Here is a 16,976-nt window from a genome sequence, read left to right on the forward strand (position 1 = left end):
TACGACCGACAAAAGGCGATCGCCCTGGTGGGCTGAAACCGTAGAGCCATTAAGAGCTTTAGGCGATCGCAAACCGTATCTAATCAGACAAAATACATCTTCCAGTAGATGATTCTGTCTGCAGATCAGCCTAGGGTTTTGTTAACGCATTGATAAAACTTAACAGCTAGGAGAAATTTTATATGCCTATCAATCTAAGAGATGACGTTGCTTATATCTTGCTAAAAAGAATCGGTGAAGGGGACTCGAGCGCTGAGGGTAAGCATGAAGTCAATCTCACCGAAAATGACTTTGTAGGGCGTCAGCTCAGTAAATCAGATCTGCTAGGCCATCTTGACTATCTAAATCAAAAAGGGTTTATCGACGCTAAGTTTTCCGGAAACGCCTACGGCAATCAGGACGATGTGCCAAGCGTCGTCAATCCCGATGAGGTAGATGTGCGGGTTGCCAATACGCTGGGCGCTGAAGATGGTCCCCTGCCTCACCTGATTGAGTTTGAAAAAGCCGAACTGACGGAAAAGGGGCAGCGACTGCTGGAAAAAATGAACGAGAATCCACCAGAAGCACTTAAGGGCGGTCCGGCAACGCCGATTGCCACTGAGAACATGGACTTTTTAGAGAAGGTCATGATCAAAGGGCAGCTAGAAGACATTTTTGATGCCCGTGACCTAGCCGAGGTTGTCTTTCGCACCATGCGCGACCTGATGACTAAGGACGCTTCCGGACGGGTAGCCGATGAACTGCATGAAAAAGCCGTCGAGACTGAAGACAAAGCGCTACAAAACGAAGTAGCCGAGCTTTGGCAAGATACCAATCCCATCGTGCATTTCCTCAGTCAGATTCGCCCGCCGCTGAAGTTTGACGGTGAAACCTTCCTCTTTCGCATTAGGCAGGAAGGCGGCTTATCCAAATATGTCAGTCCTGAAAAGGCGACCTCTGCTGTTTTCTCAGCCACCAAAGATGAGCTATCCCAAGAGCGGATTTCCGAGATTGCGGGCTATCTGCCTGACAAAGTGCGTCAGCTTTGGCAAGAAGCCTAATCGCTGCTTAAAGGGCTAAATCCCTTACTCTTAAGAGTTACACAGTTCAAAAATTGGACACTAGGGATTCATACTAAAGTCCCCCTATTTCCCTCAATCAGGGAGAGCGATCGCTGGGAGCTAGCGATGAGTTAAAACCTCGTCAAGTGCGTGAGTCCCGAATCTAAAAGTCCCTGGAGATAGTTTTTATCTCCAGGGACTTGTAATGAGTAAAAATAAGGAAGCTAAACTATCAGGCCAGCATACGTGTGACCCTGACATCATATTCAGTTGCCTTCGGATGGGCAGCTTCGGCTCGGTTTAGAGCATTATATTGAGCTTGATTTCTAGAGTCAGCGCTAATCTGATAGCGCTCTTCTAAAAAGCGACAGCTAGAGCTGGCTAGACTTTGACATTCGCAAATGTCAACGAATACTTCATAGGTGTGCATTGGAATCACCTCTTTGTCCTAATAGGATTAAGTCTTCGGACAAGATAAGTATCCTGCACAACTTTGGCTAGCGACTGGCAGCGTTAACAAAATTTGCCGTAAGTATTTTTATTATCAAGGTGTAAAAATCTAGGTTAAACTATCTTTTCTATTTGCTAAGTTTTAAGGCTTTTGCTAGGCAAAAGTGCTTTTTCCTTCTATAGGCTATGGAGGTATCAGGCTATGCTGCCTCCACAGCTTGTTCTCAGGTCGCAGCTTCAATCTAGTCGTGCCCGCGCCAGTGTAGACTCTTACGGTTAAGGGCTGCTAAATACTCGTCTGGCTGTTCTAAAACGCTGTTTGCGATCGCGATCGCCGCTTCTAGCTGCGACTTAGAAAGCTGCTGATAGGCCGGCGTTTTACCTTTTTCGAGTACCTCATACCAGCAGGTTTGGAACAGATTGTCTAGAATAATGCGCTGAAAGCAGTGGTTGAAGCGTACTGGAAATTGTCGCGTTTTAGCGGCTTCTGGCAGCACCTGATTGGTGAGCTGCAGGTAGCGCGATCGCAGCGCTTGGAGTTGATCTGCTTCAGGCATGGGCCAAATTTTTTGCACATCTAAACTATCGTAGGCAATTCATGAAGCAGCTTGCATCTCGGCTTTCCGTGCCGCCCATGGGACTGGTTCTGTGTTCCATTGGCTCTACGCAAATCGGCTCTGCCTTAGCCAAGTCGCTGTTTCAGCAGTTGGGGCCAACAGGGATGGTGCTGCTGCGGGTAGGCTTTGCCGCTGTCATTCTGTTTATTCTGTGGCGTCCCCGCTGGCAGGCGCTGGCGCGAACTCACCTCTGGCTACTGGCCGGATTTGGCCTTTCTCTGGCTTTGATGAACTGGTCATTTTATGAAGCTATCGACCGGGTACCGATTGGCATTGGCGTCGCCCTGGAATTTTTGGGGCCGCTGGGCTTGGCGGTTGCCAATTCGCGGCGCTGGCTAGACGGGCTGTGGGTGCTGCTGGCGGGGGCAGGAATTTTGCTGCTGACGCCGATTCAAGGGTTTGAGGTGGATCTGCTGGGAATGGGACTGGCGCTGCTGGCGGGCGTTTTTTGGGCCACCTATATTCTGCTGTCGGCCCAAACAGGCCGCGCTATTCCGGGCATAGACGGCTTGGCCTGGGCGATGGCGATCGCGACGATTGTGCTGCTGCCTGTGGGCGTTTTGGGCGAAGGGGCTGCCCTACTACAGCCTCAAGCCTTGACGTTGGGGTTAGGGGTGGCTCTGCTGTCGTCGGTGATTCCCTACTCGTTCGAGCTGATGGCGCTGCGGCTGCTGCCGATCAAGACGTTTGGCGTGCTGCTGAGCCTGGAACCTGTGGCAGCGGCGATCGCAGGCTGGATTATTTTAGGAGAAACCCTATCGCTGCGAGCGATGATTGCCGTCGGACTCGTGAGTTTGGCCGCAGCGGGAGCAGCCCGGTTTCGCTCCTAGCTTTTTGAATTATCTCTATGGAGCGCTGGGGCCTGGAAAGCTGCTGAAAGCCCCGTAGCGGGGGGACATTAGCTATTCGGCACTGGCAGAGACGGCGGCTACAAGCTGCTGAATGAACCATTCGTGATCCCAACTGCCGCGTAGCTGGGAGAGGCCAAACCGCCCGACGACCAAATCCAGTGACGGAATTAGGGTTAGAATTTGCCCTTGATAGCCGCAGGCCATGAACGTGTCTGCTGGCATTTGGGGTTTGGGCGATCGCTTTGAAGCGTAAGAATGGGGCACCTTCAGCCAAAAGTGAGCCCCATACTGCTGCTGCGGGGCTGCAGGGGCGGGGGTGCGGGAATAGTCCACCCAGCCTTCCGGCAAAATTCGCTCCCCGTCCCAGACCCCATCCTGTAGATAGAGCTGTCCAAACTTAGCCCAGTCTCTCGCCGTCGCGTACATATAAGAGGATCCGACAAACGTACCGCTAGCGTCTGGCTCTAAAACAGCGCTGGTCATGCCCAGCGGCTCAAACAGCCTCTGGTGAGGAAAGGCAAAATAAGCGGCCTCGGTGCTGCCGACCACCTGCCGGATTATCCGGCAAAGAATGTTGGTTGTGCCGCTGGCATAGCTCCAGTGCGCTCCTGGAACTTCCGCCAGAGTGCGATTGGCCGCGTAGGCTGCCATGTCACCGCGACTAAACAGCATTTTGGTGACGTTAGAGAGCGGATTGCTGTAAATTTCGGAGAATGGCAGGCCGCTGCTCATGCGTAAAAGCTGGTCGATGGTGATGGCTTCACAGCGATCGCCTGCCTCATTGCACTCAGCTACCAGGCCGCAGGTGTCTAGCGATAGCTTGCCCTGCTGCACTAAAATTCCGACCAGCGCATTCACCACGCTTTTCGTCATTGACCAGCCCAGCAGGGGAGTTTCTGCCGTAAACCCTGGTGCGTAGCGCTCAGCGATGATTTGGCCTGCCTGCACGACGATCAGGGCCCGACTGCGCTGCTGCCGCTTTGGATCAGCCTCAGCAAACGCTGACTCGACCACGGCTGCTAGCTGCGCCTCGTCAACGCGATGGGGAGGTTCTGCCGCGATCGGAAACTCAAAAACTTTGTGGCTGCGAGAGCAAGTTGCCAGCGGATTTGACTGCTGCTGAATCTTACCTGCAGGTACGTCTACCACCAGCGTGCAGCCTAACCCAGGCCGACAGATTACCTGGCGCTGAGCCACCCCAAAAACCGAAGCCGTTACAGTTTGAGCCTGCCAGTCAATCTGAGTCTGGACGTATTTCAGCAGAGCCAGATTATCAACGGCAAGGTCTTCGGCTAAAACCGCTTCCGGCTGGCGCTGAGCTACGAAAATGCTAGAGGCCAGCACCTTTGCCTTGTACGCTGCCGCTAGCAAGGCTGTGCGCCACAGAACATACAGAACTGCCCAAACTAGCAGAATGGCTAGAATGCTCAGCCCAGCTAAGATTGGAGCGGATAGAGTCGCCATTCATTTCAGTCCACACATCAGTTAAACCTTTTAGCAAATCCTCGCCTGAATTTTACCTGTCTATCGATACAAACCACGATATTGGGCTGATTTCCGCTTCAAGGTAGACCAATAAAATCACAAACCTTTTTACGATGAAAGGCGTGCAGCTAGGCAAATTCCTCAAAAAGGAGTGTTAAAAGCGCACTTAGGCTTAAAAAATAACGGAGATCTTATGCAGTTGGGGATTAAAGATAAAGTGGCTGTAATTACCGGGGGCGACTCTGGTATTGGCCGGGCTACGGCCAAGCTGCTGGCAGATGAAGGCGTCAAAATTGCGCTAATTGACAAAACGACAGAGCAGCTCCAGGAAACTGTCGAGGAAGTCAAAACAGTTGGTGAAGCCTTTGCGGTGAAAGCCGATCTCAGAAACCTAGAAGAAGTGGAGTCTGCTAAGCAGCAAATTCTCGATCGCTTTGGCGGCGTTCATATTTTGCTCAACGCGGCGGGCATCACCGGAGCTACGAAGCCGTTTTTAGAGCTAAGTGACGAAGACTGGTATGCAACCATTGAAACCGACTTTATGGCGGCGGTTCGCGTCTGTCGTGCCTTTATCCCCTGTATGCAAGCAGCCGGTTGGGGGCGGGTCGTGCTGATTGCCTCAGAGGATGCTGTCCAGCCCTATACAGACGAGATGCCCTACTGTGCTGCCAAGGCAGGGGTGCTGAATTTGGCCAAGAATCTATCTAAGGCTTTTGCTAAAGACGGGGTGCTGGTCAACTCCGTTTCTCCCGCTTATATCGCCACCCCCATGACGGACAAAATGATGCAGCAGCGGGCAGAAGAAAAGGGCATGAGTTTCGACCAGGCAATCGAAACTTTCTTGCAGGAAAAGCGGCCCCACCTGGAACTACAGCGGCGCGGTAAGGCTCAGGAAGTGGCGGCTGTCATCACCTTCCTCTGTTCCCAGCAGTCAAGCTTTGTCGTCGGTGCTAATTACCGAGTAGACGGTGGTTCCGTCGCCACAATGGGGATTTAGAGCCGAAGCGGGGCGATCGCGCGATCGCCCCGCTTCAGTTAAAAAGGGTCTGCTTTTATTGCAAAATCAAACTATATTCTTATCGGCTATACAAACACCTATGATTAAGCCCTGGATGATTATTGGCGGTGTGGCCTTGGGCATTGCCGTTTTAGGCAGCGCTCCGATTCCCCCGTCAGGGGCCAAGTGGTTCCGGCGACTGCAGCGGCCAAGCTGGCTCACCTTCGAGAAAGCTATTCCTGTTTTTTGGACGACTATTTTTATCTGTGGCGCTTGGTCAGCCTATAACGTTTGGCAACAAGACCCCGGCAGTTCTCGCACCTGGATTTTGATGGGCGTCTATGCCCTGCTCGAAGTCGTCACCGTGGCTTATTCCACCGTCATGCTGTGGGTAAAAAAGCTAACGGTGGGACTTGTCATCGGTGCCGCTGGTTTTGTGATCGCGCTCCTGCTGGCGATCGCAGTGCTTCCTATTTCTCTGGTCGCGGCAGCCCTGCTGGTGCCCTACCTAATTTGGAGTCCAATTGGCACTTACACCACCTGGGTGATGATGCAGCTAAATCCAGCGGAGACGTAGGCCAGGAGATAGGGCAGGCAAGATAGGGCAGCCGCAGCAGATCGAGGCAGTGGAAGAGCTGAGAAGTTCACTTTCCTGTTGACGACTTCATTCCCCATTAACCCGCTACGCTCTACGCCTCTTCCCAAAGCTGTGCAAAGATGTCTCCCACAAGCTGACTTGCTTTTTGATCAAGCTGATCCCAGTCCACGCTGCCAGTCGCCTGATCGATTAGCTGCCAGTCTAGGTCAACCGGAGACGCCTCTTGCTCAGCATCATAGTTTTGAAAGCACACCCGATAGCAGAGCTGCCAGATATCTACAGTCTGTTGGCGATCGCCCTTTTCCAGCTGCAGTTCGTATAAAGGGATAGCTGCGGGTAGCTGAGAGAGCTGCTGTTCAATTTCGTCTATCTCGGTTGGGGTCTGGGCCTGCGGGAGCTGGGCCTGTAGAGTTTCCACCTGCTGCTTTTGGGCGGCAGTAGTAGCTGTGGGCCAAACCTGTTGAGTTTTGTAGGAACCGCGCCAGCTGGAGGTTTCTAGCCGTTTGCGGATGTTGTCAATGACGCGAATCAGGGCGGGCTGCATCAGCACCTGGGCTAGCTGCCAGTCTCGCTGACTGTGAAATTTAGGCATGAAGCTTTGAGAATGTTTGTATGCTAAGGTGCATGAGTGCGAATAATTGATTTTCGGTAGCCCAGTTTGTCTTAAGATTTCATACTTTCAGGCGAACCTCCGAAATTTGAGCAAAACTGAATTTTTCTAGGCGGGAGGTTAGTCCATGACAGTTTATGTCGGAAACCTATCTTATGATGTAACGAGCGAGGATTTAGAGCAGGTTTTTGCCGAATACGGCAGTGTTAAGCGCGTAACCCTGCCCACCGATCGCGAAACTGGTCGTCCTAGAGGGTTTGGCTTCGTTGAAATGGTAGAAGAGTCAGAAGAAGGTTCTGCCATTGAAGCACTCGATGGGGCAGAATGGATGGGGCGCGACCTCAAAGTTAACAAGGCGAAGCCTAGAGAAAAGCGCAGCAATTCTGGCGGCGATCGCGGTTTTTCTCGCGGTTTCTAAGCTTGCACATCTGTTGAATGCTTTTGGCAGACGGATTGTCTGCTTTTTTTGGTCTAAATGGAGAAGACGATATGGCCCAAGTTACTCTGGAAGAAAACGAAGGAATCGAATCGGCACTGCGGCGGTTCAAACGCAAGGTTTCCAGAGCCGGTATCTTTCAGGACATGAAGAAGCACCGCTACTTTGAAACCCCGCCTGAAAAGCGTAAGCGCAAGCAGCTCGCCCGGCACCGTCAGCGGCGATGGTCTTCCAGACGCGCTAGGCAGTCTTCATAGGTAAAGGCGTGGCTGCGGACGTGTTGTAGTAGCGCTCCGTCGCTTTTGTGAGATCAGCGTCTTCAATTAGAGCAGGATGCTGTAGCAGCCAAAGCGTTTCTTTGAAATAACCATCTCCCATCTGCATGGGCGGTAGCTGGTGTTGTTTTAAAACAGCCTGTATTTGCTCAAAGGCCTGTGGCAACTGGTCAAAGGGAATGGTGGGAAAGGCGTGATGAACCGAGTGATAGTTCAGCCCGCCCATCAGCCAGCTGACGCATTTGGAAGTCTTGAGGTTGCGGCAGGCATAGAGCTGGGTGAGCTGGTAGCTGTCCGTCTGCTGCCATAGACCATAATGCTCTAGGTGATCGCGGGTTTGGGCAACGGCTCCGATAACACGCTCTAGCACCAGCCAAAAGAGCAGGTATTTCAGCACCACGCCGTAATAGGCAGCTAGGCTGAGCAAAGCGATCTGAGTCACTAAAATGCCGGTGCCATCAATGAGCATTTGTCGCTTAAGACGCGGACTGACCGAGCGCAACCGTAGCGCTTGATGGCAGGTTTTAGCGATCATTCCCAATCCGGCCAGCAGAAAGATATCAATTTGCCACTGGTGACGTACATACCAGCGCTGCCAGGCCGATGCGGCCTGATATTCTGCCTCAGTCCACTGGACCCTTTCCGGGTCTTGAAGATTGATGCCGTTCCAGCCGTGATGTAGGCGATGCAGCTCAGCATATAGGCCATAGGGCCACAGCATCGGCCAGCTCAGCAGACGGGGGATGACCGTCTCAAACCAGCGCCAGCCCGTCAGGGTGTGGTGCATCATGTCGTGGGTGCAGATGAACCCGAAGGCATAAAACAGCCCAGCGATCGCGCTGAGGCTAACAAAGGCTAGCCAGGTCTGACTTTGCCAAGCCCAAATCGCGAAGCCGAGCTGTATAGCGCTGATAACGCTGAAGCGAAATAGCCCAGTGCCAGCATGAACCTGATGGTAATCAGCCGTAGCAGTTTGCAAGTCTCGCTTCAGGTCTTGAAGCGAATGAGCGGGACAGTGCATTCACGAACACCCCCTTTAATCACAGGTAGGCATGTTTCTAGAATAGCGAATGCCTTATTCGAGTTGGCGAAACTCAACATCAAGATTAACGACTGTCGGATCTACGGCCTGCAGGTTGGGATTGTCCGAGTCAAAAACCCGGTCTCCCGAAACGGCTATCATGTCTGCCTCATTCACTGCCGTAGTTGAGGCGGGCGATAAACGGATATAGAGATCTCCCTGGTATTCGGCTAGTTCAGTCCCTTCTAAAAAGGCATAGCCGCCATAGTCCCAACCAAAGCCGCTGAGCTGAAAAGGCCCCAAAACCGCTTCTAGCTCAGACAGAGGCATGCCGACATGAATGCCTTCTGGGGTTTGCCAGTCGCGACCTAGCTGAGTAATGCTGAAGAGCTGCGATCGCGCCTCGTCGAGCCAAACCGCTAAGAAAGATTGATCAGGCCCTAAATCAACCTCAGTGGCAGGTAGGTTAAAAGAGCCTTCTGGCCCCGGCCAAGTGGTATTAGTCAGGGCGGCTTCGCCAAACAAAGTAACGAGATCGTCATAGGTGGTAGCCTCTGTAATCGGGCCTACCCGTTCACCCGGTACGATTAAAAAGTCATTGGCTTCAGCAGTTTCCGCAGTCGCAGAGGTGTCTGAATCTGCGGCGGGGGTAGAAATGTCTGCAGACATAGGGGAACTATCAGCAGCATCTGGCTCAGTTTCTGCAACATTGCAGCCAATCAGGCTCAGACCCACCAAAAACGCGAAACTAGCAGCGGCAATTTTCATCTTTAAGTCTATAAAAGGCGTGGGAAAAGGACGGCGCAAAAGCTATTTGATTTGGTGACTCCGGGGGACAGCTTTTGGCTGATGGGCGATCGCGGCAGGGGTTTATAGACAATTACTATATCGCTGTTAAAACAGCTCGAACTGAGCAGTATGCCAGATTTCAAAGCTGAACCTGGTTAACGGGCTTCCACCAGACTATGCCTGATCTGAAATCTTCCCTCAGAAAGAATTTGTGCCAGAAATAAGCATCCAGAACTGACAGAGTTGCGTACATTCAATAAGAGCGGCAAATTAAGCAGCTTATCAACTTCTATCACGAGCAAAGACTGTGTTGAGACAGAATCAGAATTTACGGCTGTGGGGGCTATGGTGGCGTCAGTGTTGGGCATGGCAACAGGGTGCAGGCAAATTCAAACCGCTCAGATAAATTATCTAGGCTGTAGGATAGTTCAGAAGACAGTGTCCGGGTGTCCTCATATTTATGGATTCTGAGCGGTCTAACCTTGCTGGAGACGACGCTGCTACTGATAAAGAACTTTGGCTAGCCCTCAAATCTGGGCAAACAGAGGCTTTAGGTCAAATTTATGACCGCCATGCTGGCCTGGTGTATGGCATAGCGTCAAAAGTGCTGACAACCCAGGAGGCCGAGGATTTGACCCAGGATATTTTTATTAAACTGGCGCAAACCGATGCCTACAATCCTCAGCGCGGTTCGCTCAGAACCTATTTGGCTATCCTGACCCGGTCGCGAGCTATTGATCGTCTGCGATCGCGGCGAACCGGGCAAACCGCCCTGAAGCGCCAGCAGGCTGACTACGGGCTGATGTCTGCTAATCCTCCTGTTGAAGAAATGGAGCAGGAGGAGCAATCTCAGGAAATTAGAGCAGCGCTGGCAGGTCTTTCGGAAAATCAGCGACAGGTGCTGCACATGTCCTATTACGAGGGACTGACTCAGGCCACTATTGCTGAGCAGCTTCAAACTCCCTTGGGTACGATCAAAGCTAGGGCGCGACGGGGACTGCTCAAATTGCGACAACTGCTACAAGATAATTTGGATTAAATTCAGAATGACCGGGTCTGTATCTTCAGAACATCAACAGCTTTTGATTGCAGGCTATGTCCTGGGCGATCTCAGCCCGAAGGAAGCAGCCATCTTTGAACAAATGCTAGCGGGCAATCCGGACCTGATGCGGGAAGTTGAGCAGATGCAGCGAATTTTAGAGATGGCTTATGTCAATGAAACACCGCCCCCCGCGCACCTAAAAGCCTCTATTTTGAGCGCTTATGAGCTGGCACAGACAGCTACCATGCCCCAAAAGTCCGCTAGCGTCATTTCTTTTAGCAGTTGGCAAAAAGCCTGGGGGGCGATCGCGGCGGCCTTAATTGTCGCCCTCGGCATCAGCAACTATACCCTCTGGCGATCGCTCCAGACCGCTAGCAGAGAAGAGCTACCCGCCACCGCTCTTACCTTTGACCTAGAACCGACCGAAACGGCGACTGTCTCTGGCTCCGTCAGCCTCACGATTGATCCAGACAGCTTAGAAGGCAGCCTGAGCGCAGAAAACCTGCCGCCACTGCCGGCTGATCAGGTCTATGCTCTCTGGACGGTAGTCGCACCGGATGCCGTCGTCACGGCTGACGAGAAGAACGCAATTTTGACCGACACCTTTACCGTTGATGAAACAGGGGAACTGGCTAAAACCATTACAGTGCCGAGCATTTTCCGCGATCGCAGTCAGGTTGTGGCTGTGGCCGTCACGATCGAAAATGCCGCAGCGCCGCAGCAGCATCTAGCCTCCCCCATCCTGATTGAGCCGATTTAAGCTGCCTCTTAGCTAAAGAGATTTTGCAGCATTTCGGGCGATCGCCACAGAAAATAGGCCACCGAGCCAAACAGCGCCGTATTCAAACCGACCAGCCCATAGCCAACAAACATCAGCAATCCGTCGGCTTCCAGGGTGGCAATTGACAGCAGCAAAATACCTGCTGTCGGTACTGGATTGGTAAACGGCACAGGAGCCATCAGCAGCAGAGTCAGCCAGGTAATACAGATACCGTTGAGCTGCCAGACGTGTCTGCTTTCCGCGATGCTCAACCAGCGAGGTTTGGCCACTTTTTCCAAAATCTTGGTGAGCTTCTCCAGATTGACTAAAAGCTGAGCTACAAACGGCTGGGGAAACTGAAAGCGTGCAACTCGCTGAGGTAGCCAGGGAACTTTGCGGCCAATGGCCATCTGCGCCGCTAGCAGCAGACAGGCTGAACCTAAAATCGTCGTGAATCCCGGTGGCATGGGAAACAAAAACGGCATCACCAGCAGACCGATGACCAGACAGAAGCCTCGTTCAGAGGTTTCTTTGAGAATATCGGCTATTGTCAAGGGCTGCGCTGCCAGCTTTTCTAGCAGCGCTTTTAGGTCTTTGGAGAAACGCAGGTGCATGGAGAGCTTACTGGATCCTGATTAATACTGCGGGTCAGTCGCGCTTTTGGGAGCTGCCAAGGGAGCGGGCGTCGGCTTTTCAGACATTTGACTAGCCCAAAACAGACTGCCTGACAGCACTGTCAGGCTGCTCAAGGCCATGACAATAAACAGGGGCCAGGGACTTAGAAAAAACTGCCGTACAGATTTCATGACCGGGTTCCTCCAGCGATACAAGCTGTAAGTAGAGACGTTGGCATGTGAGAAAGTTTTTGCAGCGCGTTTCTGTTGGGTTTGAATTTTGCCGTGCAGGCGGCTGCGGCGCTAGCCTTTTGGATTTAGCTGGGTTAGTCCGCTAAGCTGTGTTGGCCGAAAACAGGACTGTTGAGCAGGTTAGCTTTTGCATCAGCGACAGGGTGAGGTCATCCGGCGTGAGTCCGGCTAGGACGTGAGTTCGAGAGTCCGTCAGCATAACAATGTCAAAGGGCTGAGATACCCGCAAAATAGTGGCAGTTGTGTCGGTGTGAGATACCACTTTCAGTCTGCTGGTAGGCAGTAGCGACTGAGTATCCACTAGCTGCCGCTTGAATTCGTGACGCTTAGCCTGAGAGGTGGTTGGCGGGCAAATGTGCAGTACAGTCACCGTTCCTTGATTGGCGTGGGCAAGCTGCTGGGCCAGGCAGACAAGCTGTAGGCTAGGGGCTAGCAGGTCTTTAATCGCGACTAGGATACGCTTGAGGGCGCGGGGAGAATCTCGGAGCTGCATGACGGCTACGGGACAGTGGCTAATTCTAAACACCTGATCGATCACATTGCCCAGCAGGCGGGCCTGCAGCGTCGTCATGTCGCCATAGCCCATAAGAATGAGCCGGGCGTCTTCTTCTCTGGCTGCGTGACAAATGCCCAGCGCCACATCGCTGTCAATCCGCAGCAGCGGCCTGGTTTCTAAGCCTAGACTGTGGCTAATTTCTGCCGCCTGTTTCAGCAGCTTGCGGCTGCGCCAGATGGTTTCGCTGAGCTGAGCTTCGTTGAGATGGGTAGAGGCTTGGGCGATCGCTAAGGGGACAATTTTTTCTCGCTCCTGGGCTAGCAAAGCCGCCATTTCAATCAGATAAGGCTCTGTAATCGGGTTATAGACAGAGACAAGAATTGAGCGATCGCCGGTGGGATCCTCAGCAGGCGGTGACGCTGCCGCCGCCGCGTCAGCTTCCGAGAATGGTAGCTGACTGGCAAAGCGCTGGGTGAGAACTGGTCCTAGGATTGAAGTCACCAGCATCAGCACGATGATGCTGTTAAACAGGGCTTCGCTCAGCAGCCCCACCTCTAGCCCTACCAGTGCCGCCGCCAAAGTTGCCGCTACCTGGGGTAGGGACAGCGACCACATAGTCAGGGTTTCACTCCAGGTATAGCGATAAAGCCTTTTGACAGACAGGGCGGCTAAAAACTTGCTGCCAATGAGGCTGGCGACAACAGCGGCGACCAGCAGTAGCTCGCTCAGCAGCGTTTGCGTGAACACCGGGATGTCAATCAGCAGCCCCATCGCCACGAAGAAAAAGGGAATAAACAGGACACCGCCAACAAACTCGATTTTTTCCTTGACTGCGCCCCGGCCTAAAACGTCATTAACCGCCAGCCCTGCCAAAAAAGCCCCAACAATATTTTCTGTGCGAATCAGTTGGGCACCGACAGACGCTAAAAAGAGAGCCAGCAGGATGAACAGAAACTGGTTGCCTTCATCGTTGCCCGTACGGCGAAAATAGGCGCGGCCCAAGCGGTCTAATCCCCAAAGCACTGTAGTGGCATAGGCCGCCAACAGACCGAGCTGCAGCGGCAGGCTATACCAGGAAAATTCTCCCTGATGGATAGAAACGCAGATGGCCAGCACCATCAGGGCGCTGATGTCGGTGAAAATTGTGGCGCCCACGGTGACGGTGACGGCCTCGTTGCGGACGACGCCCAGCCGCTGAATCAGCGGGTAGGCTAGCAGCGTATGGGAAGCCAGCAGCGAGCCAATCAAAATCGAAGCGTTCCAGCCAAAGCCAAAAAGTCTGCCCGTGAGGGTGCCAAAGATTAGCGGCACAATAAACGTAGCAAAGCCGAAGCTGAGAGAGCGATCGCGGGTTTTGCGAAACGCCTGCATGTCAATTTCTAGTCCGGCGACAAACATCAGATAGATTTTGCCAATGTCGGAGAGCAGCTTTACCGTCTCCGTTTGCGGATCTAAAAGTCGCAACCCATAGGGACCTAGAATCACCCCGGCAATCAGCAGCCCCACTAGCCCTGGCAAGCGCAGCCGCTCAAATAGAGGCGGCACGGTCAGGCTGGCGAGCAGCAGCAGCGTGAACGAGGCAATCGGGTTAGCGGCAATCCAGCTCGGAAACTGTTCCATCAGCTTATTCTCTAAGAGGAGATATGCTTATTTTGACGAAACCGCAGGCGAATCACGAGCTTTTCAGCTTCCAGCCAGACAAACATCAATACGCTGACCCCCACACAGATTAGTAGCTCTGTGGGGCTAAGCCAGTAGGTATTGAAAAAGTCGCGCAGAGCCGGGACATAAATCAGCAGGAGCTGCAGGACGGTGGTGAGGGCGATCGCCCCCAGCAGAAAAGTATTGGAAAAAGGATTCATCTCAATCGTGAGCCGGGTTTGAGAGCGAATTGCCAGGGCATGTCCCATCTGGGCCAGGCAGAGGGTGGTAAAGACCATCGTTTTCCAGGTATCGGGGTCGCGGCTATAGCCGGGCGCGTGGGTATGGGCATAGCTCCAGACCATCAGCGCGATCGTCAAGATAGCCAGAATCAGGCCGACCCGAATCATGTACAGTCCCAGCCCCCGGGCAAAAATATTTTCGCGGGGCGGATAGGGGGGGCGGCGCATCACATCGGGTTCGGCCTTTTCCATTGCCAGGGCGAGAGCAGGCAGACCGTCCGTCACTAAGTTCATCCAGAGGATTTGCAGGGGGGTGAGGGGAACCCCTGCCAGTCCCAGCAGGGGCGTAGCGGCAATGGTCAGCACTTCGCCAATATTGCTGCCCAGAACATATTTGATAAAGCGGCGGATATTGTCGTAGACAATCCGGCCCTCTTCAGTAGCGGCCACGATGGAGGTAAAGTTATCGTCTAGCAGCACCATGTCTGCCGCCTCTTTGCTGACATCGGTGCCGGTAATCCCCATCGCAATGCCAATGTCGGCCTGCTTCAGCGCTGGAGCATCATTGACGCCATCCCCGGTCATCGCCACAATTTGACCGTGCTGCTGCCAGGCTTTGACAATTCGCAGCTTGTGCTCTGGCGCAACGCGGGCATAGACGCTGACGGTATCAATCTGGGCTTTGAGGTCTGCTTGGCTAAGCTGATCAAGTTCACGTCCGGTGAGGACGCGATCGCCCGTTCGCAAGATGCCTAGTTCCTGGGCGATCGCCTGGGCCGTCAGCTGATGATCGCCGGTGATCATCACCGGGCGAATGCCAGCACTCTGACAGGCGGCCACAGCCTGTTTCACCTCCAGTCGCGGCGGGTCCATAATGCCTACCAGCCCCAGCCAGATCAGGTCCCGCTCGGCGATCGCTTCCGAACTGGCGTTAGCCGCCTCCTCCAAAGGTTTGTAGGCCAGCCCTAAAACCCGTAGCCCTTGACTGGCAAAGCGATCGTTCTGTTGCAAGATCAGATCCCGCTCTGCGGCGTTAAAAGCCGCAACGGTTTCGCCTGTCTGATAGTGAGTACAGCAGCCCAGCAATAGCTCTGGCGATCCCTTGGCAAACGTGAAATAGGCAGCAGTCAGCGACGCTAAGGGAGCCTCAAGCTGGTTATGGCAAACAACGCTCATGCGTTTGCGCTCAGAGGAAAAGGGAAACTCAGCCACTCGCGGCAAGTTCCGTGTCCACTCGTCCCTGGAAAAGCCTGCTTTGGCTGCCATCGATAGTAACGCCCCCTCAGTTGGATCGCCCAAGATGGCCCACTCGCCCCACTCCTTCTGCAGAACGGCGTCATTACAAATCAAGCTGGTGAGGCACAAAAGCTGCAGCTCGGCGGAAAAAGCATCCGGGGCCAGCGGCGCGGTGGCGTCTGCCCCTAGCGGCAGAAACGCACCGGTCGGGGCGTAGCCTTCGCCAGTAACCTGAAGGGTCTGTGAGTGAGTATGAACTGTCTGCACCACCATTTTGTTTTGGGTGAGGGTACCCGTCTTGTCCGAGCAGATGGTGGTCACAGATCCCAGGGTTTCCACTGCTGGCAGTTTGCGAATCAGGGCGTGGCGCTTGACCATGCGCTGCATTCCCAAGGCTAATGTCACGGTGATGACAGCGGGCAGGCTCTCTGGCACCACCGCCACCGCCATGCTGAGAGAGACTTCCAGCAAATCGGCTAGACGATCCCAGCCCAGGGCAAAGCCGCCTCCAATCACGACCAAAGCAACTAGAACTAGGGAGCCGCTCACCAGCGTATTGCCTAGCTGGGTCATGCGCTGCTGTAGCGGAGTCGGTTCAGATTCTACCGACTGCAGCAGATTGGCAATGCGGCCCAGCTCGGTCTGCATGCCCGTAGCGGTGACCAGCACCTCTCCCCGGCCCTGGATCACCTCGGTGCCTTGAAAGACTAAATTGAGGCGATCGCCCAAATCAGCCTCTGGCGGCAGGTCCAGTTCAGCCTGCTTCAAAATAGCGATCGCCTCTCCCGTCAGCGCCGCTTCTCGCACCTGCAGGTTGACCGCCTCTAGCAGCCGCCCATCAGCCGCAATTTGCACCCCTGCCTCCAAAAACACAATGTCACCGGGCACCAGCTCCCGCGCTGAAATATCGGCCATCTTGCCGTCCCGCAGCGCCCGCACCTTGGGTGAAGACATCTGTTTCAGGGCAGCTAGCGCTTTCTCCGCCCGGCTCTCCTGCAGATACCCCAAGATACCGTTGAGCAGCACAATGGCGAAAATAGCGATCGCATCTTTAGGAAACTGCTGAGTCTGCCAGTCCAGCACTGCTGAGACAATGGCGACGGCCATCAGCATCAGCAGCATGATGTTGGTGAACTGGTCGTAAAAAATTGCCCAGGCGCTGCGTCCGGCTTTTTCCTCTAGCTCGTTCGGCCCGTACAGACTTAACCGCTGTTCAGCCTGAGCCTGGGTAAGACCCGTGTGGCGATCGCTTTGAAGCTGACTGAGACTGACTCCGGTATCGAGCGTATGCCAGAGCGTATCGTCTGCAGGCGGCTGAAAATTAGTCTGTACGGATGGGGTGGTGGCTGACGTCATTGAGTTCAATTAGAAAACGTAAAGAAAACTGAACGCTAACTAGATTCAAAAAAATCACCCCAAAGCTGAGGTGAAGTAGGCTTTGAGCCGATTGAGACTGCAGGTACCTGGCCCAAACTGAAGCTATTTGAAGCTATTTATTTAGCTTAGAAGGAATGAAAGGCCAGC

17 protein-coding genes are annotated in these 16,976 nt (G+C 53.6%); 8 read left to right on the forward strand and 9 right to left on the reverse strand.

Going from position 1 to position 16,976, the window contains the following annotated elements:
* Window positions 1-182 precede the first annotated feature (182 nt).
* Window positions 183-1,040, forward strand: coding sequence for a DUF2267 domain-containing protein (locus QJQ48_RS16685; RefSeq protein WP_346292374.1), 858 nt, complete (start codon window positions 183-185; stop codon window positions 1,038-1,040).
* Window positions 1,041-1,732: 692 nt separating this feature from the next.
* Here QJQ48_RS16685 and QJQ48_RS16690 read toward each other — a convergent pair.
* Window positions 1,733-2,047, reverse strand: a complete 315-nt coding sequence (locus QJQ48_RS16690; protein ID WP_346292375.1) for a hypothetical protein — start codon at window positions 2,045-2,047, stop codon at window positions 1,733-1,735.
* A 41-nt stretch (window positions 2,048-2,088) separates the two neighbouring features.
* Between QJQ48_RS16690 and QJQ48_RS16695 the strand changes: the two genes are divergently transcribed.
* Entirely contained in the window at window positions 2,089-2,937 is an 849-nt protein-coding gene (locus QJQ48_RS16695; RefSeq protein ID WP_346292376.1) for an EamA family transporter, read from the forward strand.
* A 72-nt stretch (window positions 2,938-3,009) separates the two neighbouring features.
* On the opposite strand, the gene QJQ48_RS16700 is transcribed toward QJQ48_RS16695, so the two are convergent.
* Window positions 3,010-4,422, reverse strand: a complete 1,413-nt coding sequence (locus tag QJQ48_RS16700; RefSeq protein WP_346292377.1) for a serine hydrolase domain-containing protein — start codon at window positions 4,420-4,422, stop codon at window positions 3,010-3,012.
* Window positions 4,423-4,636: 214 nt separating this feature from the next.
* On the opposite strand from QJQ48_RS16700, the gene QJQ48_RS16705 reads away from it, so the two are divergent.
* Window positions 4,637-5,440 (forward strand): SDR family NAD(P)-dependent oxidoreductase, encoded by an 804-nt coding sequence (locus QJQ48_RS16705; RefSeq protein ID WP_346292378.1) that lies wholly within the window; start codon window positions 4,637-4,639, stop codon window positions 5,438-5,440.
* 100 nt (window positions 5,441-5,540) lie between these two features.
* A complete protein-coding gene (locus QJQ48_RS16710) occupies window positions 5,541-6,017 on the forward strand; it encodes a TspO/MBR family protein (RefSeq protein WP_346292428.1) in 477 nt (158 codons plus the stop codon).
* Between the two features lie 112 nt (window positions 6,018-6,129).
* On the opposite strand, the gene QJQ48_RS16715 is transcribed toward QJQ48_RS16710, so the two are convergent.
* Complete coding sequence (locus tag QJQ48_RS16715; RefSeq protein ID WP_346292379.1) at window positions 6,130-6,630, reverse strand: hypothetical protein; 501 nt, start codon at window positions 6,628-6,630, stop codon at window positions 6,130-6,132.
* A 145-nt stretch (window positions 6,631-6,775) separates the two neighbouring features.
* Here QJQ48_RS16715 and QJQ48_RS16720 point away from each other — a divergent pair, with 145 nt between their 5' ends.
* Both QJQ48_RS16720 and rpsU read left to right on the forward strand, forming a co-directional pair.
* The gene (locus QJQ48_RS16720) at window positions 6,776-7,066 is read left to right on the forward strand and encodes an RNA-binding regulator (RefSeq protein WP_346292380.1); all 291 of its coding nucleotides are present in this window, start codon (window positions 6,776-6,778) and stop codon (window positions 7,064-7,066) included.
* Window positions 7,067-7,137: 71 nt separating this feature from the next.
* A complete protein-coding gene (rpsU, locus tag QJQ48_RS16725; protein ID WP_346292381.1) occupies window positions 7,138-7,341 on the forward strand; it encodes a 30S ribosomal protein S21 in 204 nt (67 codons plus the stop codon).
* On the opposite strand, the gene QJQ48_RS16730 is transcribed toward rpsU, so the two are convergent.
* Both QJQ48_RS16730 and QJQ48_RS16735 read right to left on the reverse strand, forming a co-directional pair.
* Window positions 7,325-8,380 carry a fatty acid desaturase family protein gene (locus QJQ48_RS16730; protein WP_346292382.1) on the reverse strand — a complete coding sequence of 352 codons (1,056 nt, stop codon included), beginning with the start codon at window positions 8,378-8,380 and terminating at the stop codon, window positions 7,325-7,327. The genes rpsU and QJQ48_RS16730 overlap by 17 nt on opposite strands.
* Window positions 8,381-8,434: 54 nt before the next feature.
* The gene (locus tag QJQ48_RS16735) at window positions 8,435-9,148 is read right to left on the reverse strand and encodes a hypothetical protein (RefSeq protein ID WP_346292383.1); all 714 of its coding nucleotides are present in this window, start codon (window positions 9,146-9,148) and stop codon (window positions 8,435-8,437) included.
* Between the two features lie 481 nt (window positions 9,149-9,629).
* Between QJQ48_RS16735 and QJQ48_RS16740 the strand changes: the two genes are divergently transcribed.
* Window positions 9,630-10,208: a sigma-70 family RNA polymerase sigma factor gene (locus QJQ48_RS16740; protein ID WP_346292384.1), complete on the forward strand. Its 579-nt coding sequence runs from the start codon at window positions 9,630-9,632 to the stop codon at window positions 10,206-10,208.
* A 7-nt stretch (window positions 10,209-10,215) separates the two neighbouring features.
* Entirely contained in the window at window positions 10,216-10,971 is a 756-nt protein-coding gene (locus QJQ48_RS16745; protein ID WP_346292385.1) for an anti-sigma factor domain-containing protein, read from the forward strand.
* An 8-nt stretch (window positions 10,972-10,979) separates the two neighbouring features.
* Here the strand turns inward: QJQ48_RS16745 and QJQ48_RS16750 are convergent, their stop codons facing one another.
* The 4 genes from QJQ48_RS16750 to QJQ48_RS16765 form a co-directional block, all read right to left on the reverse strand.
* Entirely contained in the window at window positions 10,980-11,585 is a 606-nt protein-coding gene (locus QJQ48_RS16750; RefSeq protein WP_346292386.1) for an exopolysaccharide biosynthesis protein, read from the reverse strand.
* A gap of 21 nt (window positions 11,586-11,606) precedes the next feature.
* Entirely contained in the window at window positions 11,607-11,777 is a 171-nt protein-coding gene (locus tag QJQ48_RS16755) for a hypothetical protein (protein ID WP_346292387.1), read from the reverse strand.
* 142 nt (window positions 11,778-11,919) lie between these two features.
* On the reverse strand, window positions 11,920-13,953 hold the full coding sequence (locus QJQ48_RS16760; RefSeq protein WP_346292388.1) for a cation:proton antiporter domain-containing protein: 2,034 nt from the start codon (window positions 13,951-13,953) through the stop codon (window positions 11,920-11,922).
* A gap of 11 nt (window positions 13,954-13,964) precedes the next feature.
* A complete protein-coding gene (locus QJQ48_RS16765) occupies window positions 13,965-16,808 on the reverse strand; it encodes a cation-translocating P-type ATPase (RefSeq protein WP_346292389.1) in 2,844 nt (947 codons plus the stop codon).
* Window positions 16,809-16,976 lie beyond the last annotated feature (168 nt).

The sequence above is a fragment of the Sphaerothrix gracilis Ecp01 genome, assembly GCF_030405905.1.
Lineage (GTDB): Bacteria > Cyanobacteriota > Cyanobacteriia > Phormidesmidales > Phormidesmidaceae > Sphaerothrix > Sphaerothrix gracilis.

Bases quoted from the DNA above. Each gene is read 5' to 3' on its own strand.
- QJQ48_RS16710 (WP_346292428.1), top strand. From the start codon at position 5,541: ATGATTAAGCCCTGGATGATTATTGGCGGTGTGGCCTTGGGCATTGCC.
- QJQ48_RS16760 (WP_346292388.1), bottom strand. From the start codon at position 13,953: ATGGAACAGTTTCCGAGCTGGATTGCCGCTAACCCGATTGCCTCGTTC.
- QJQ48_RS16755 (WP_346292387.1), bottom strand. From the start codon at position 11,777: ATGAAATCTGTACGGCAGTTTTTTCTAAGTCCCTGGCCCCTGTTTATT.
- QJQ48_RS16685 (WP_346292374.1), top strand. From the start codon at position 183: ATGCCTATCAATCTAAGAGATGACGTTGCTTATATCTTGCTAAAAAGA.
- QJQ48_RS16750 (WP_346292386.1), bottom strand. From the start codon at position 11,585: ATGCACCTGCGTTTCTCCAAAGACCTAAAAGCGCTGCTAGAAAAGCTG.
- QJQ48_RS16715 (WP_346292379.1), bottom strand. From the start codon at position 6,630: ATGCCTAAATTTCACAGTCAGCGAGACTGGCAGCTAGCCCAGGTGCTG.
- QJQ48_RS16730 (WP_346292382.1), bottom strand. From the start codon at position 8,380: ATGCACTGTCCCGCTCATTCGCTTCAAGACCTGAAGCGAGACTTGCAA.
- rpsU (WP_346292381.1), top strand. From the start codon at position 7,138: ATGGCCCAAGTTACTCTGGAAGAAAACGAAGGAATCGAATCGGCACTG.
- QJQ48_RS16690 (WP_346292375.1), bottom strand. From the start codon at position 2,047: ATGCCTGAAGCAGATCAACTCCAAGCGCTGCGATCGCGCTACCTGCAG.
- QJQ48_RS16765 (WP_346292389.1), bottom strand. From the start codon at position 16,808: ATGACGTCAGCCACCACCCCATCCGTACAGACTAATTTTCAGCCGCCT.
- QJQ48_RS16695 (WP_346292376.1), top strand. From the start codon at position 2,089: ATGAAGCAGCTTGCATCTCGGCTTTCCGTGCCGCCCATGGGACTGGTT.
- QJQ48_RS16740 (WP_346292384.1), top strand. From the start codon at position 9,630: ATGGATTCTGAGCGGTCTAACCTTGCTGGAGACGACGCTGCTACTGAT.
- QJQ48_RS16720 (WP_346292380.1), top strand. From the start codon at position 6,776: ATGACAGTTTATGTCGGAAACCTATCTTATGATGTAACGAGCGAGGAT.
- QJQ48_RS16735 (WP_346292383.1), bottom strand. From the start codon at position 9,148: ATGAAAATTGCCGCTGCTAGTTTCGCGTTTTTGGTGGGTCTGAGCCTG.
- QJQ48_RS16705 (WP_346292378.1), top strand. From the start codon at position 4,637: ATGCAGTTGGGGATTAAAGATAAAGTGGCTGTAATTACCGGGGGCGAC.
- QJQ48_RS16700 (WP_346292377.1), bottom strand. From the start codon at position 4,422: ATGGCGACTCTATCCGCTCCAATCTTAGCTGGGCTGAGCATTCTAGCC.
- QJQ48_RS16745 (WP_346292385.1), top strand. From the start codon at position 10,216: ATGACCGGGTCTGTATCTTCAGAACATCAACAGCTTTTGATTGCAGGC.